General features: G+C 64.5%; 19 protein-coding genes. 2 read left to right on the forward strand and 17 right to left on the reverse strand.

What is annotated here, in order from left to right:
• Nucleotides 1–90 precede the first annotated feature (90 nt).
• From C1A13_RS09505 to C1A13_RS09560, 12 genes are all read right to left on the reverse strand, one after another.
• Nucleotides 91–801 carry a zinc-ribbon domain-containing protein gene (locus tag C1A13_RS09505; RefSeq protein WP_101551413.1) on the reverse strand — a complete coding sequence of 237 codons (711 nt, stop codon included), beginning with the start codon at nt 799–801 and terminating at the stop codon, nt 91–93.
• A gap of 130 nt (nt 802–931) precedes the next feature.
• Nucleotides 932–1,468 carry a ribosome hibernation-promoting factor, HPF/YfiA family gene (hpf, locus tag C1A13_RS09510; RefSeq protein ID WP_101551415.1) on the reverse strand — a complete coding sequence of 179 codons (537 nt, stop codon included), beginning with the start codon at nt 1,466–1,468 and terminating at the stop codon, nt 932–934.
• Between the two features lie 141 nt (nt 1,469–1,609).
• Nucleotides 1,610–2,446 (reverse strand): fumarate hydratase, encoded by an 837-nt coding sequence (locus C1A13_RS09515; RefSeq protein ID WP_101551417.1) that lies wholly within the window; start codon nt 2,444–2,446, stop codon nt 1,610–1,612.
• Nucleotides 2,446–3,597, reverse strand: a complete 1,152-nt coding sequence (locus tag C1A13_RS09520) for an amidohydrolase (RefSeq protein WP_101551419.1) — start codon at nt 3,595–3,597, stop codon at nt 2,446–2,448. The genes C1A13_RS09515 and C1A13_RS09520 overlap by 1 nt, the downstream gene beginning before the upstream one ends.
• 65 nt (nt 3,598–3,662) lie before the next feature.
• Complete coding sequence (locus C1A13_RS09525) at nt 3,663–4,175, reverse strand: S1 RNA-binding domain-containing protein (protein WP_101551421.1); 513 nt, start codon at nt 4,173–4,175, stop codon at nt 3,663–3,665.
• A gap of 78 nt (nt 4,176–4,253) precedes the next feature.
• Nucleotides 4,254–4,544, reverse strand: a complete 291-nt coding sequence (locus C1A13_RS09530; RefSeq protein WP_101551424.1) for a hypothetical protein — start codon at nt 4,542–4,544, stop codon at nt 4,254–4,256.
• Nucleotides 4,541–5,092 (reverse strand): spore cortex biosynthesis protein YabQ, encoded by a 552-nt coding sequence (gene yabQ, locus C1A13_RS09535; RefSeq protein ID WP_101551426.1) that lies wholly within the window; start codon nt 5,090–5,092, stop codon nt 4,541–4,543. The genes C1A13_RS09530 and yabQ overlap by 4 nt, the downstream gene beginning before the upstream one ends.
• Nucleotides 5,093–5,125: 33 nt before the next feature.
• The gene (locus C1A13_RS09540) at nt 5,126–5,407 is read right to left on the reverse strand and encodes a YabP/YqfC family sporulation protein (RefSeq protein WP_101551428.1); all 282 of its coding nucleotides are present in this window, start codon (nt 5,405–5,407) and stop codon (nt 5,126–5,128) included.
• 106 nt (nt 5,408–5,513) lie between these two features.
• Nucleotides 5,514–5,756, reverse strand: coding sequence for an RNA-binding S4 domain-containing protein (locus C1A13_RS09545; protein WP_101551431.1), 243 nt, complete (start codon nt 5,754–5,756; stop codon nt 5,514–5,516).
• 66 nt (nt 5,757–5,822) lie between these two features.
• The gene (locus C1A13_RS09550) at nt 5,823–6,101 is read right to left on the reverse strand and encodes an HU family DNA-binding protein (protein WP_101551433.1); all 279 of its coding nucleotides are present in this window, start codon (nt 6,099–6,101) and stop codon (nt 5,823–5,825) included.
• A 66-nt stretch (nt 6,102–6,167) separates the two neighbouring features.
• Nucleotides 6,168–6,986, reverse strand: coding sequence for a nucleoside triphosphate pyrophosphohydrolase (gene mazG / locus C1A13_RS09555; protein ID WP_172439237.1), 819 nt, complete (start codon nt 6,984–6,986; stop codon nt 6,168–6,170).
• Between the two features lie 48 nt (nt 6,987–7,034).
• The gene (locus tag C1A13_RS09560) at nt 7,035–8,777 is read right to left on the reverse strand and encodes a putative polysaccharide biosynthesis protein (RefSeq protein ID WP_101551435.1); all 1,743 of its coding nucleotides are present in this window, start codon (nt 8,775–8,777) and stop codon (nt 7,035–7,037) included.
• A 132-nt stretch (nt 8,778–8,909) separates the two neighbouring features.
• Here C1A13_RS09560 and C1A13_RS09565 point away from each other — a divergent pair, with 132 nt between their 5' ends.
• Nucleotides 8,910–9,587 (forward strand): 5'-methylthioadenosine/adenosylhomocysteine nucleosidase, encoded by a 678-nt coding sequence (locus C1A13_RS09565; protein WP_101551437.1) that lies wholly within the window; start codon nt 8,910–8,912, stop codon nt 9,585–9,587.
• Nucleotides 9,588–9,773: 186 nt separating this feature from the next.
• Here the strand turns inward: C1A13_RS09565 and C1A13_RS09570 are convergent, their stop codons facing one another.
• Both C1A13_RS09570 and C1A13_RS09575 read right to left on the reverse strand, forming a co-directional pair.
• Nucleotides 9,774–11,138: an MATE family efflux transporter gene (locus tag C1A13_RS09570; protein ID WP_101551439.1), complete on the reverse strand. Its 1,365-nt coding sequence runs from the start codon at nt 11,136–11,138 to the stop codon at nt 9,774–9,776.
• A gap of 135 nt (nt 11,139–11,273) precedes the next feature.
• Nucleotides 11,274–11,453, reverse strand: coding sequence for a hypothetical protein (locus C1A13_RS09575; RefSeq protein WP_101551441.1), 180 nt, complete (start codon nt 11,451–11,453; stop codon nt 11,274–11,276).
• Between the two features lie 120 nt (nt 11,454–11,573).
• Between C1A13_RS09575 and C1A13_RS09580 the strand changes: the two genes are divergently transcribed.
• On the forward strand, nt 11,574–11,810 hold the full coding sequence (locus tag C1A13_RS09580; RefSeq protein WP_101551444.1) for a helix-turn-helix domain-containing protein: 237 nt from the start codon (nt 11,574–11,576) through the stop codon (nt 11,808–11,810).
• Nucleotides 11,811–12,092: 282 nt separating this feature from the next.
• Here the strand turns inward: C1A13_RS09580 and C1A13_RS09585 are convergent, their stop codons facing one another.
• The 3 genes from C1A13_RS09585 to C1A13_RS09595 all read right to left on the reverse strand — a co-directional run bounded on the left by C1A13_RS09585 (nt 12,093) and on the right by C1A13_RS09595 (nt 14,686).
• Nucleotides 12,093–12,530, reverse strand: coding sequence for a hypothetical protein (locus C1A13_RS09585; protein ID WP_101551446.1), 438 nt, complete (start codon nt 12,528–12,530; stop codon nt 12,093–12,095).
• Between the two features lie 82 nt (nt 12,531–12,612).
• Complete coding sequence (gene hemZ / locus C1A13_RS09590) at nt 12,613–14,061, reverse strand: coproporphyrinogen dehydrogenase HemZ (RefSeq protein ID WP_101551448.1); 1,449 nt, start codon at nt 14,059–14,061, stop codon at nt 12,613–12,615.
• Complete coding sequence (locus tag C1A13_RS09595) at nt 14,045–14,686, reverse strand: MBL fold metallo-hydrolase (RefSeq protein WP_101551450.1); 642 nt, start codon at nt 14,684–14,686, stop codon at nt 14,045–14,047. The genes hemZ and C1A13_RS09595 overlap by 17 nt, the downstream gene beginning before the upstream one ends.
• Between the last annotated feature and the right edge of the window lie 41 nt (nt 14,687–14,727).

Genomic DNA, 14,727 nt, shown 5'->3' on the forward strand with positions numbered 1-14,727 from the left:
GCCCCCCTCCGAATCTCCAGATCTTTTCATATGTGGCATGTCTATATTATACACGCTGTATTGCCAATGCGCAAGGGGGTTTTTAAATGTTTACAGACCGTAAACCCGCGCAAACATCGCTGAAAAGTCTGTATTCCGGAAGGGCGCGGGTCCGCCGCCCAGCAGGCGGTATCCGAACCAGGACGCCGCTCCCGCGGCGATCAGCACCCCCACGATGATCAGCAGCTTGACCACGATGCCCGGGCCCGCCTTCGGCTTGTCCGCGCCCCTGCGGGGAATCTCCCGCGCGGGGGGCGCGGAGGGCGTTTCCCCGGCGGGGTCGGTTCCGGGGAAACGCGCGGCCGGCTCCGGACGGTAGACGAAATAGGGCGCCTCCGACGGCCCGGCCGGGTCGTCCACCGGCTCGAAGCCCGCGGGCGCGGCGTACCTCCCGCTTGCCGGGGGGCCGTCCGCGCCGAAGAGGGGGCCGCCGTACCCGCCGGGGGCCGGCTCCTCCGGCAGGGAAACCCGGAAATGGGGCGGCGCGAGGTCGTCCTCCAGGTCCTCCTGCGGAAAGGCCCCGGGCGCGAGGGGAGGCTCCTCCGGCGCGGCCGTGGGCGGGAGGGCGAAGTCGGGCGCCCGCTCCCCCGGCGCTGCGGCGTACCAGTCCGCCGCAGCGTCCGGCTCGTCCGGTTCCCGGACGAGGAAGGGCGGGGTCAGCTCCTCATAGTGGTCGTGGAAGTCGCTGACGATCCGTTCGCCGCAGTAGGGGCAGTATTTGAAATCGCTTTTGACGTTGTTTCCGCATTTTTTGCAGAGCATCCGCGCACCTCCGCCCGTGAAATTACCTTTATCCTATCACAAATGCCCGGCGGTTACAAGAAATTCCCGCCGAAAAGCCGGTCCCCCACGCGGGGAGCGTGGGGGACCGGCCTGTGGGAGTGCTGTATCGTCAGCCGACCGTCGGCTCGAGAATCCCGTAAGTTCCATTGTGGCGTTTGTAGACCACGTTGATCTCGTTCGTCTCCGCGTTGAGGAAGACGAAGAACTCGTGCCCGACCATGTTCATCTGGAGGATCGCTTCCTCCACGTCCATCGGGCGCAGCGCGAACCGTTTGACGCGCTTGACGGCGTACTCCGGGGCCTCCGACTCCTGCTCCTCGCCCACCTCGACGTTCGCCGCGTCGAACGCGGTGTCCCGCAGGCGCTTGCCGAGCTTGTTCTTGTTCTTCACGATCTGGCGGAAGAGGGAGTCCACCACGGCCTCCAGGGAGTCAAAGCGGTCGGAGGTGGTTTTCTCCGCGCGATAGAACATACCCCGCGACTGGATGGTGACCTCGACGGTCTCGCGGTCGCCCTCGTTGGTCACCGTGACGATCGCATTTGCGCTGTCGTCAAAGAACCGGTCCAGCTTGGCGAGTTTCCGGTCGATCCTTTCCTTGAAAGAGTCGCGAACAGAGGTTTTCCGTGCTGTGATGGTGATGTTCATAAATTCAACCCCTTTGTTTTATAGCAAAACAGGCAAGCCTGCTTTTAACATTTTACCCAATTATCCTACCTTTATTATACAGGACATTGGGCGAATTTACAAGGGGTATCGGAGGGTTCGTGGAAAATTAACAAACAGGACTCAAATCGTCCGGCAGGCGTGCCGCGTCACATGGCAGCCCATGTTCACCGCCAGCGGCAGGCTCGCAATGTGGGTCGCCCCCGCCTCGATGTTGACCGCCAGCGCCGTCACCCGGCCCCCGAAGCCCTGCGGCCCGATGCCCGTGCGGTTGATCCCCTCGAGCATCCGTTCCTCGAGCGAGGCGTAGAGCGGATCGGGATTGCGCACGGCCGTATCCCGGCAGAGGGCGCGTTTCGCGAGCAGCGCGCACCCCTCGAAGTTGCCGCCGACGCCGACGCCGACCACGACCGGCGGGCAGGGATTGCTCCCCGCCGCCTCCACCGCCCGCACGACCGCGTCGATCAGGTCCTGTTCGGAGGCCGCCGGGGTCATCATGCGGATGGAGCTCATGTTCTCGCTGCCCGCCCCCTTGGGCGCGACGGTGAGGGTGAGCCTGTCCCCCGGCACCAGCCGCAGGTGCAGCACGGCGGGGGTGTTGTCGCCGGTGTTTTGCCGGCGCAGCGGGTCTCCGACCACCGAGCAGCGCAGCAGCCCCTCGGTGTAGCCCCGGCGCACCCCCTCGTTGACGGCCTCCTCCAGGCCCGGCACATGCGCGTCCTCCCCGAGTTCGGCGAAGACGACCGCCATGCCGGTGTCCTGGCAGACGGGAATCGAGAGCGCCTCGGCCGTCTCATAGTTGCGCACGATGTCGGAGAGCACCTCCCGCCCGAGCGGCGACTCCTCCGCCCGGCAGGCCCCGCACAGCCGCTCCTTGAGGTCGGCCGGAAGCATCCGGTTGGCCTCGATGCAGAGCGCCTTCACCGCCTCGACGACGGCCTCCCGTGGAATCTCCCGCATCAGCGCACCCTCCTTCCGTCGACGAAGACCGCGAACGGCTTTCGGTGGGTCTCCAGCGGCTCCTCCTCATAGAGCAGAACGTCCGCGTCCCGTCCCGGCGCGAGCGCGCCCACGCGGCCCTCCAGCCCGCAGATCTCCGCCGCCGCGGAGGTGACCGCCCGCAGCGCGGCGCCGGGGTCCATGCCGTTCTGGGCCGCGACCTGCGCGCTTAAAAGCAGGAAGCGGCAGGGCAGCTCGGGGTGGTCGGTCGCGACCGCGACCTTCACCCCCGCGCGGTCGAGCGCGCCCGCGCCGCCGTCGTCGGCGTTTTTGAGCTCCGGCTTGGAGCGCGCGCCGAGCAGCGGCCCGGCGATGACCGCCGCGCCCTCCCGGGCCAGCAGGTCGGCCACGAGGTGCCCCTCGGTGCCGTGGACGATCACGTAGGGAAAGCCGAACTCCTTCGCGATGCGGATGGCGGTGAAGATGTCGTCGGCGCGGTGGGCGTGGATATGCGCCTTGATCTCCCCGCGCAGGAGCGGCAGCAGCGCCTCGCACTTCGCGTCGTACTCGGGCTCGTCGAAGTCGTCGTCCGCGGCCGCCCGCTCGAGCTGCTCGCCGTACTTCTTCGCCTTCGCGAGCTGCTCGCGGATGGCCGCCGCGATCCCCATGCGGGTGGCGGGGCCCTGCTGCTTCTCGTGGTAGCTCGTCTTGGGGTTCTCCCCCATCGCCATCTTGACCGCCAGCGGCGCGGCGAGGAGCATATCGTCCACCCGGCGGCCGCAGGTCTTCATCGCGCACATCTGCCCCGCGATCGGGTTGGCGCTGCCGGGACCGGTCACGACGGTCGTGACCCCCCAGTCGAGCGCCTCGGTGAACGCCCGGTCGAGCGGGTTCACCCCGTCCAGGCCGCGCAGCTGCGGCGTGACCGGGTCGGTGTCCTCGTTGCCGTCGTCCCCCTCGAAGCCGAGCCCGTCCTCCCACATGCCGATGTGGCAGTGGGCGTCGACCAGCCCGGGCAGCGCGACCGCGCCCGCCGCGTCGAACCGCTCCGCGTCCCGCGGCGCGCGCTCCATCGGGCCGACCGAGACGATCTTTCCGCCGTCCATGTGGATGTATCCGTGTTCAAATCTTTCGCCCGCCATCGTGCGGACGTCCGCGTTGACGATTACCATGCCCGTCCTCCTGTTTTCCGCTTCTCTTTTCAAAAGGAAAAGGGCGCCGCGGCGCCCTTTTGGAATCATTTGGGTGAATTTCTGCTCCGCGCCGTCCCGCGCTTCATGTCGGTATATTTCTTGAGGTCAGACATCTTGTCCTCGCTCTTCTGCTTGAACTTGCTCATCATGTCCTCGAAGGACATGTTCTCGCTCGTGATGTCCTGCCGCCGGTCGAACCCGTAGGAGACCTCGCGGGGCGGCCTGCGCTGATAGGGCGGGCGCGCCGGACGGTCGCCGGGCGCGCCGGGGCCTCCCTGGCGGAAGGGGCGCGGCGTGTTGGGACGCTCAGCCGCAGCCGGGGCGGGCGCCACCTGTTTGATCGACAGGCTGACCTTACCCTCGGGGGTGATCCCGATGACCTTGACCTTGACCATCTGGCCCATCGACAGGTAATCGGAAATTTCCTTGACATAGGAGGACGCCACTTCCGAAATATGTACCATTCCGGTCTTGCCGCCCGGCAGTTCGATGAACGCGCCGAACTTTGTGATGCCGGTGACCTTGCCCTCCAGAATACTCCCTACCTCAAGCTGCATAAATGTTACGCTGCCTCCTTAACGATCTTGTGTTTTATCGAGAAGCCCTTCCGGCTCCAGACACGCCAAAAGGCGGGCTTACGTGCCCGCTGTGTCACGGAATACGCGCTCGTCCGCCACACCCATATCGAGCTTGTCGCGCGCGATACGGGCCATAAAATCCCGGTCGTCCCCCAAGGCGATCTGCCGCTCGACCTCCTTGTTTGCAACGACCTGGTCTTCCAGCTGCGCGTTTACGCTAGTAAGCAGGCTGCGTTTGGAGGAGATCTCCATCTGCAGCGTGATCAGGCTTACCACGACGTAAGCGGCGAAGGCGAAGATACAAAACCGGATAAACAGGCTCTTCTTTTTTCCACGTACACTTTTCATGAACCGGGTTGCTCCTGTTCCTTCACGTTTTTCTTCTGTCCGTCCCACTGAAGTCGCTTTTTTAAATTATACAATAAATGACTGTGCTTTTTCAAGGGTATCCTCGAATTTTTCGCTTTATTTTTTATACATTTTGCCGATTGCTTCATGATTTTCGCCAAAAAGCCCCGAATCTTTTCTAACAGGCGCAGGACCGGCGCCACAAAGACCCGATAAATCAGCCCAAAAAGCCACCGGATGGCCGCGATGATCCCCTTGGCCGCGCCGATGAGCAGCGCGCCGAGGGTGCAGTGGTAGAGGGAAAACCCCACCAGCTCCCCGATCAGGAAAAAGGCGCGCAGCTGCCCGTTGCCCGTTGTGAGCAGGAAAGCGAACGTCGCGCCCGCCGCGGCAAGCGAAAAAAGGATGTCCTCCAGCAGGACGGCCAGGGAGGGATGCCGGAAGGCGATGCGCAGAATCCGGAAGACGTCGTAGCACACCCCGAGCGCCGCGCCCAGCGCGACGGACAGTAAAAAGAGCCACGTCTGCCCCGCGACCGTGATCTCCATCGGCTTCCCCCCGTCCTTCCATTCTACCTTCCGTCAGCGGAATAATTTGCCGAAAAAACCGCCCCGCGCCGGGTGGTTATCCGCATAGGACAGCCCGTCGATCCGCGCGGCCTCGAGGTTCAGATCCCCCGTCTCCACATCGATCCGGCTGATGTGCAGCCCCTCGCCGCGGATCGCCAGCTCCCCCGTCTCGCAGTAGACGACCACCGTCTGCTCGTCGAAGCTGTCCACGTCGGTCACTCCCGTCACCGTCAGCCTCCTGCGGTCCTCCATGATGATGTTGTGCGGCCCCAGATTCCTCTTTTCCTCGACCACCCGCGTCCGCCTCCCCCGTCAATTGATCTCTAATACCTATGAGGGGGCGCGCCAAAATATGAACGGGCCGCCGGAGGGAATCCTCCAGCGGCCCGTGCGCCGATCCTCAGTCGATGACCTTGTAGCCCTCGGCGGCGGTGTCCTTGGTGGCGTATTCGCTCACCTTGAGCACCTGCACCCGCAGGGGCTTCTGGCCGAGGTTCAGCTCGACGACGTCCCCCTCCTTCACGTCGTAGGAGGCGCGCGCCACCTTGCCGTTGACCGTCACCCGCCCCGCGTCGCATGCCTCGTTGGCCACGGTGCGCCGCTTGATGAGCCGGGTGATTTTGAGGTATTTATCCAGTCGCATATGCTTCCTCCAGATGCAAAAACCTGCCGCATCTTGCGACGCGGCAGGCCTTTTGGTGAAACGGTCTTACTTGCCGGAGACAGCGTCCTTGAGCGCCTTGCCGGCCTTGAAGGAGGGAACCGTCGCCGCGGCGATCGTGATCTCCTCTTTGGTGATCGGATTGATGCCCTTGCGCTCGTTGCGGGTCTTGGTCTCAAAGGTTCCAAAACCGACCAGAGCAACCTTCTCGCCGGCCTTCAGCGCGTCGGTGATCGCGTCGACAACCGCGCCGACGGCCTTCTCGCTGTCCTTCTTGGAAAGTCCAGATTTCTCCGCAACCGCGGTGATGAGCTCTGCTTTTGTCATTTTGAATGCCCTCCGTAAATAAAATTAAACATTGTTATATCTTCAGACAGCAACTGCCTGGGATAATCAGTCGGTTGGCTTGGCGGCGTTCCGTTTCTTGGCCTGCTTCCACAGCTCGTCCAGCTTTTCGATGCCGGCCGTCTTCATGTCCACGCCCCGCTCCCGCGCAAGCGCCTCCACCTGCTCGAACCGGTCGATGAACTTTTCGCACGCCTGCCCGAGGCTCTGCTCCGCGTCCACATGGGTGAACCGGGACACGTTGACCGCCGCGAAGAGCACGTCCCCCAATTCCTCGTCGATGTGCGCCGCGTCCCCTTCGGAAATGGCTTCCCGCAGTTCCGCGACCTCGCTTTCAAGGTCCCGCAGCGCCCCGCCGGTATCCGGGTAGTCGAACCCGACCTTCGCCGCGCGGTGCTGCACCTTTTCGCTGCGCATGAGCGCCGGAAGCGCCGCGCTCACGCTCCTGAGCGTCTCGGTCCCCGTCTTCTGGCCCTTGGTCCGCTCCTTGATGCGGTCCCAGTTGACGAGCACCTCGCCGCTGTCCGCGACCTTCGTCTCGCCGAACACATGGGGATGGCGGACGATCAGCTTTTTGCAGATGCCGTCGCACACGTCGCCGAAATCGAAGCGGCCCGCCTCCTCCTCCATGCGCGCGTGGAACGCCACCTGGAGAAGCACGTCCCCCAGCTCCTCCTGAAGGAGCACCGGGTCGTCGTTGTCGATCGCCTCGCAGACCTCATAGGTCTCCTCGATGAAGTTCCTGCGGATCGAGTGGTGGTCCTGCTCGCGGTCCCACGGGCAACCGCCCTCTCCGCGGAGCAGGGACATGATCGTAATCAGGTCCCCCACGTCGTATTTCTGCTTGCGCTCAAACTGCACCGGCATGCCCGCCGCGCCCCCTTTACAGGCCCATTTGGGGCTGCTTTTAGTATTCTACCCTAAAAGGGAGCGCTTTTCAAGTAGCTTTGCAAACTTTTCGCCGCCCGGCACCATTAATATGTCCTCTTTGGTGACGGTTTTAGTCAATAAGACGACAAAAGCATAAATTACGACGCCGATCGACACGCCGCCCACCGCCGCGAGCTGACTGCCGCAAACCCGCTCCAGCAGGCCGTTTGCGGCCCATGCCCCGACCGCGCAGCAGACCGCCGCGAAAAACGGCTTCCCGAAGACCGGCCCCACCGGGATGCGCACCCCGGTAGAATTTACCAGCACCCCGAAGCTCACGAAAAGCACGAACGCGTAGCAGACGAGCGTTCCGACGGGCGCAGCCTGGATGTTGAGCCGGGGCACCGCCACGAGCAGGAAGTTGAGCACGAGCTTGAGCCCGCCGCCTGCCAGCAGCAGCTTGACCGGCAGGTCGGCGCGCCCGACCGCCTGCAAAATCGCGTTGACCGGCAGCGAGAGCGCCACAAAGATCGCGCTCAGCCCCATCAGGTGGAGCGCCGGGGAGATGACCGCCGACTCCATCGGCTTGGAGAAGAAGAGCAGCCGCAACACCGGGCCGGCCATCGCGCAGATGCCCAGCCCCGCCGGCATCGCGATGAGGGAGGCCAGCCGCAGCGCGGACGCGACGTTGCGCTCCAGCGCCCTCCGGTCGCGCACCGCCCACGCCGCCGACACGGCGGGCAGCAGGCTCACGCCGATCGTCGTGGTGAGCGAGGGCACCAGGTTATAGACCGGCACCGCCAGCCCCGAATAACAGCCGTAGAGATAGGAGGCGAGCATCTCCCGGCCCACCCCGCCCGGGATGAGCCCCTCGTAGATGCCCTCGATCACGCCCGGATGCCGGGTGATCGCGTGGCCCAGGCGGTTCATCACCGAGATGAGGTCGATGAAGGAGGTGAGGTTGGTGATGAGCGAGGCGACGCACACCGGCACCGCGATCGCGACCAGCCGTTTGAGCAGCGCGCGGGACGGGGCCGCGGGCGGCGACGCCTTCCACTGCTCGGGGGTGATCGCGCCGCGCCCGAGCCTGTGGCGCGCGGCCATGTAGACCGCGCCGCAGAGGGTGCTGACCGTCACGCCGAGGATCGCGCCCGCCGCCGCGTAGGGCAGCACCGCAATCTGCGCCTCCTGCGCCGAGGCGCAGGGCGCGCCGAACACCGTCCCCTCCAGGGAGAACTGCCGCAGGCCCGCCACCGTCACGCCGTAGGAGAGCGCCAGCCCAAACGCGAGCTTCGCGACCGCCTCGACGATCTGCGAGACGGCGGTGGGGGCCATGTCCTGCATCCCCTGCCAGTAACCGCGCAGCGCCGCCATCAGGCAGCCGAAGAAAAGCGCCGGGGAGAGCATCCGCACCGCCCACACCGAGCCCGGGTTCTGCACCCGGGCGGAAAACCACCCCGCGCCGAAAAACATGAGCAGGCTTCCCGCCGCGCCGACCGCGAGGAAGGCCGCCCCCGCCACCCGCAGGAGCTTGCGCGCGTCGCGCGCGCGCCCGCAGGCCATGCTCTCGCTGACGAGCTTGGAGACCGCCACCGGCACGCCCGACACAAAAAGGGCGTAGAGCGGATAGTAGAGCTCGTAGGCGACGTTGAAGTAGCTCATGCCCACGCCGCCGAGGATGTTGGTGAGCGGGATCTTGAAAAGCGCGCCGATCAGTTTGACGACCACCGTCCCGGCCGCCAGCACCATCGTCCCATACAGATAGCCGTGCCTGTGGCGCTGCTCCATTCCCACACCCCCGTCTCGAATTAATACACCTATATTACCACAGCGGGCCGTTTATTACTATACCGCGGTTGCATTCCCCCGCCCTTTCGGGTAGAATGGGAGCATCTGAACCGTTTGGAGGACTTGATTTTTATGGTTACGATCGGCGTCATCTGCGCGATGGACAGCGAATTCGACCTCATCCGCGAGGCCCTCTCCCACGGGGAAATCCAAACCGCGGGCCGCTGTGAATTCCTTTCGGCCGAGCGCGCGGGCAAACGGGTCGTCGCCGCCACCTGCGGCGTCGGCAAGGTCAACGCCGCCGTCTGCGCGCAGATGCTCATCTCCCGCTTCGGCGCGGACTATGTGATCAACAGCGGCGTCGCCGGCGCGCTCTCGGACAGGCTGCGCATCCTCGACCTCGTCGCGGCGCGCACCGTCTTTTACCACGACCTCGAGGAACGCCTGCTGCAAAAGTATTTCCCCCACTGCTCCCGCTTTCCCGCCGACGAGCGGCTCGTCTCCCTCGTGGAGGAGCTCGCCGCCGGACAGGGGGTCCGCTGCGTGCCCGGAGAGATCGTCTCGGGCGAGCAGTTTGTCACCGATTCCGCCGTCAAGGAGCGGATCGCCCGCGAAACCCGCGCCGACGCCATCGAGATGGAGGGCGCGGCGGTCGGCCACGCCTGCTACCTGAGCGGGGTGCCCTTCGCCGTCGTGCGGTGCATCTCGGACGGCGCCGACGACAGCGGCGGCATGGACTACGACACCTTCGTCGGGCACGCCGCCCGGCGCTGCGCCAAAATCACCCTCGGCCTCATCGACCGCATCTGAGCGCGGCGGGAGACGCGGGCGGCGGAACCCGCGCATCCGCGCGGGGACGCGTTCGCAGAACGCGTCCGCCCGGCCGCGGGCCGGGCGTTCCGCCGCCGGGCGCGCCCCCCGCACCGCGTGAAAAAAAGCCGCCTCTGACGAGGCGGCTTTTCCGTTTGCGAAAACGGGTACGCGGGAGCGGGGCGGCTACGCCTCGTCCGCGAGGGTCGCGATGTGGTTGTGGTAGACATAGCGGTACATGAAAAGCGCGATCGTCACCGACACGTACTCCGAGACGGGGAACGCGGCCCACACGGCGTCGAGGCCGACGAACCGCGCCATCAGCCAGGCCACCGGCAGCAGCACCGCGAGCTGGCGCGCGACCGACATGGTCAGGCTGAGCACGCCGTTGCCCATCGCCTGGAAGACCGAGGAGAGCACGATGCCGACCCCCGCGCCCAAAAAGCTGATGCTGATGATCCGCAGGGCGGGCACGCCGATGGAAAGCAGTGCGTCGGACGCCTTGAAAAGGCGGAGCAGGGGCACCGGAAAGAGCTGGAAGATCAACAGGCCGAGCGCCATGATGCTCAGCGCGTAGACGAGCGCCAGGCGGATCGAAGCGGTGATCCGGGTGCGCTTGCGCGCGCCGTAGTTGTAGGCCACGATCGGCACGAGGCCGTTGGTGAGCCCGAAGATCGGCATGAAGACGAAGCTCTGGAGCTTGAAGTAGACCCCGAACACGGCGACCGCCGTCTCCGAAAAGGCGATGAGGATCTTATTCATGCCGATGGTCATGACCGTGCCGATCGACTGCATGACGATTGACGGCACGCCCACCTTGTAAATTTCCCCGATGATGCGGCCGTTCGGACGGAAATGCCGGAAATCCATGTGGACTTCCTTATTTTTCTTCGCATTGAACCACAGCCCCATCAGCATCGCCACGATCTGCCCGATGACGGTGGCGATCGCCGCGCCCTTGACTCCCAGCCTCGGGAACCCGAAGAGGCCGAAGATCATGATCGGGTCGAGGATGATGTTGATGATCGCGCCGGTCGCCTGGGTGATCATGTTGTAGATCGTGATGCCCGTGGCCTGCAAGATCCGCTCGCAGGCGAACTGCATGAAGCAGCCGAACGAAAAGACGGTGCAGACCGTCAGGTAGTCGGTGCCCATCGAGATGATCTCGGGGTTCTCGGTGAAGGCGCGGAAAAACGCCTCCGAAAACAGCCCCCCGAAGATGGCGAAGACCAGCCAGTTGCAGAGGGAGAGCAGGATGCCGTTTTCCGCCGCCGCGTTCGCGTCGTCGAAGCGGCGCTCCCCGAGCCTGCGGGAGAGCAGCGAGTTGATGCCGATGCCGGTGCCGATGCCCACCGCGATGATGAGGTTCTGCACCGGGAAGGCCAGCGACACCGCCGTGAGCGCATTCTCCCCGATCTGCGCCACGAAGATGCTGTCCACGATGTTGTAAAGCGCCTGGATCAGCATCGAGATCATGATCGGCAGGGACATCGTCACCAGCAGCTTGCCCACCGGCATGGTGCCCATGCGGTTTTCTTTTCTCTCTTCCATTGGACCCTTCCTTTTTCTTTTCTCTCTTTTTCGTCCACATTCGTGTCTATTAGATAAATAGATAGTATAGCATATCCCGGACGATACATCAACCCCGAAATGAAAGAAGCTGTGACGGAAAAAAGGAAGCGGGCACTAATCCGTGCCCGCTTCCTTTTTTTCCCCGGCCGCCAAAAACATCTCTTCCACCGCGGCCTGCGCCGCCTTGACGCGGTAACCGATCTCCGACGCCTGCGTCGCCATGCCCGACGCAAGGTCTTTGATGTCCGTCATCTCGTTGAACAGCCTCAGATACATTTCCTTGTAAACGTCCATCCTTTTCTCCTTTATTGTCTGAAATATAATTTTTATTAGTTAATACCTAATGTGCATTATATATCACTTGATAATAATTTTCAAGAGGTCTTGGTAAACTTTATATGGGGGGAATCCAATATGAAGTTTGAATATCGGGATGAGTATATAAAGCTGGGTTTAAAAGTTTCCTACTATCGGCGGCTGCGCGGTTTGTCTCAAGAACAGTTGGCTGAGAGGATCGGAAAGAATCCATCGTATATCGGCCAGGTTGAGGCACCGAATATCGCACAAGCCATTTCTTTGGATTTGCTGTTCGATATCGCGAAGACATTGGGCGTGCCCGCGTATAAGTTCCTCGACTTCGAGGACGACTAGCGGCGGGCTTTCCCGGCCGCGCCGGCACGGGCCTTCTTCGCGAGGCCGGCTGGTTTCGCGCGGTGGGGGATTCTCAAGGGGGCGAGCTTTGCGCCCCCATCTTCTTCAAGCGAGCCCCCTTGAGCACCCTTCTTTCCCCTATTTCTTGGGTGGGCAAGAAATAGGGCCGCCCGCCGGGGCGGGACCCGGCATGCCCTCCCTGCCTCCGGGAGGAAGACCTGCAAGCGCAATCAAAAAGGGCGGAGATTCCAAACGAATCTCCGCCCTTTTTCCGTCGTGTTGTTATTCCGCGGGGGTATCCCCGGCGGGCGCCTCCGGCGCTTCCGGGGCCTCGGCCGCCTCCGGCTCGATGGGCGACTGCTCCTTGAGGGAAGCGCCGCACCGCTGGCAGTAGAGCGCGTCGAGCGGGTTCTCCTTCATGCACTCGGGGCAGCGCAGCACCCGCTTCATCTCGTCGAGCCGGCCGTTGAGCTCGTCGAGCTCCGCGAGCTGGGAGGAGATCTCCTCGACGCACATGTTGATGAGCTCCTCGTTTTCCGCGCCCGATTTCCTTAGCTCGTAGATGATCTCCCCGAGCTTCAGGTAGTTCGCGTCGATGTCGTTTTTGAGCTGCGCGGCCTGCACGCGGACCTTCGTCTGCTCCGCGACCTCCTGCGCCTTGCTCCCGGCCGCGCTCGCCAAATCCTTCGCCTTGATGATCAGGTTATCAATGGTTCCCATATCAGCATGACCTCCGTCCGTTAGATTCTAGGGATATTATACACGCTGGCCGGGGCTTTTACAAGCGCCCGCCGCGGATTTCCTATTCCAGGTAAAATTCCCGCACCCGTTTTTTGCGCCGCAGGACCTCGTCGAACCGGGAAAGGTACTCGTAGGGGTACTTGTAGTTATAGACCCGCTCGATCTCCCCGGTGACCGGGTGGCGCAGCTTGGTGGACGCGCCCGCCCCCACCGCGAGGATGGTGTGCGTCTCGTCCATGATGTAGACGTTGTAGAGTCCCTCCCGGCCGGGCAGCGAATAGCCGACGTTTTCGAGGTTCGCGAGGGTGCCGTTCTGCCGGTAGAGGTAGTAGGGCCGCTGGCCCGCGGCGGCCGCCGCGCGGCGCGCGTAGCCGACCATCCCGTCCACGAGCGCGAGCTCGGCGCGCGCCTCGCCGAAGGAGAGCCGGGAGGCCCGCTTGACCGTCAGCGTGTGCACCGTGACGTTCTCGGGCGCGAGGGCGAGCACCCCGTCGACACTCGCGCGAAAGCCCTCGGGCGTGTCGGTCGGGAGCCCCGCGATCAGGTCGGCGTTGATGCAGTCGAAGCCCACCTTCCGCGCGAGTTCGAACGCCTCGAAGAACCGCGCCGACGTGTGGCGGCGGCCGATCTCCGCGAGCACCCCGTCCGAGAGGGTCTGCGGGTTGATGCTCACCCGCCGCCCGCCGCCCGCCTTGATGGCGCGCAGCTTGTCCTCCGTGACCGTGTCGGGGCGGCCCGCCTCGACGGTGTATTCCCACGCCGAGGCCACGTCGAAATGCGCCGCGACCGCGTCCATCACGCGGGAGAGCTGGTCCGCCGTGAGGGTGGTGGGGGTGCCGCCGCCGAAATAGACGGTGCGCAGCCGAAGCCCCAGCTCCCGCGCGATCTCTCCGGTGGCGGCCAGCTCGCCGCACAGCCTGTCCACATAGTCGGGGATCAGCTTCGCGGCCTGCTCGACCGAGTGGGAGACGAACGAGCAGTAGGCGCACCGGGTCGGGCAGAAGGGCACCGAGACATAGAGGGAAAAGCTGTCGGGCGTCGACCGGGAAAGCAGCTCCCGCTCCACGGCGGCCGTCTCCACGGCGAGGGAGAACTTCTCCCCGCTCACCAGCCGCTCGTCCATAAAATGGCAGCGCAGGGCCGCCTCGTCCATCCCTTCCTCCATCCGCGCCGCGAAGAGCTTGACCGGACGGATGCCGGTGAGCACCCCCCAGGGCGGGCGGACGCCCGTCCCCTCGGACAAAAGCGTATAGGCCAGCACGCCGAAGCGGTGCTCCAGCCCGGAGGTTCCTCCGGCGGGCGCCTCGGCCCGCAGGGCGCGGGGGGAGCCGTCCCCCAGGCGCGAAACCGCCTCGAGAAGCCCCTCCCGGTACCGGGCGTGCAGAAAATTGCCCGCGAAATCCTCCGGGGGCGCGCCCTGCTCCACGGCGACCTTCTCGCCGGGGAAAAACATCTGTGTGAGCCGCTGGAGCTCGTAGCCGCAGGCGTGCCCGTCAATAAAGACCGTCATGCGCCGCTCCGCTCATGTAGGGGTTGTGCCTGCGTTCCCGCTCGAGGGTGCTCTCGGGGCCGTGGCCGGGCAGCACCCGGTAATCTCCCGGCAGCGCCGCGAGCTTTTTGAGCGAGGCGAGCATCGACGGGTAGTCCCCGCCGTAGAGGTCGATCCGCCCGATGTCCCCCGCGAAGAGGGTGTCCCCCGTGAAGAGCAGGTCGCCGCATTTGTAGCTGACCCCGCCCGCCGTGTGTCCGGGGGTGTCGATCACCTCGAAGCGCATCGGCCCCGCCGTGACCGCGTCCCCCTCCCCGAGCAGCAGGTCGGGGGTGAGCAGGTAGTCCTCGTCGGTCATGCCGCGCATGATCGCGAGGCTCTTGCGGCGGTCGGCGAGCATCTCGAGATCCCGCCGCCCGACCGCCAGCTTGCAGCCGAACGCCTCCCGCAGCGCCCGCACCGCGCCGATGTGGTCGTAGTGCCCGTGGGTCAGCAGGATGTATTCGGGGTGCAGGCCCTTTTCCCGCAGGAACGCCTCGAGCTTTTCCGCCTGGAAGCCCGGGTCGATGACCACGCTCGCCTCCCCGTCCGCGACGATGTAGCAGTTGGTGCCCATCGTGCCGACCGGCATCGTGTATACTTTCATCTTTTCACCTCTGGCAGCAATTCCCGCGCAGTCCCCGGCGG

The organism is Anaerotruncus massiliensis (ex Togo et al. 2026), from assembly GCF_900199635.1.
Taxonomy (GTDB): Bacteria; Bacillota; Clostridia; order Oscillospirales; family Ruminococcaceae; genus Anaerotruncus; species Anaerotruncus massiliensis.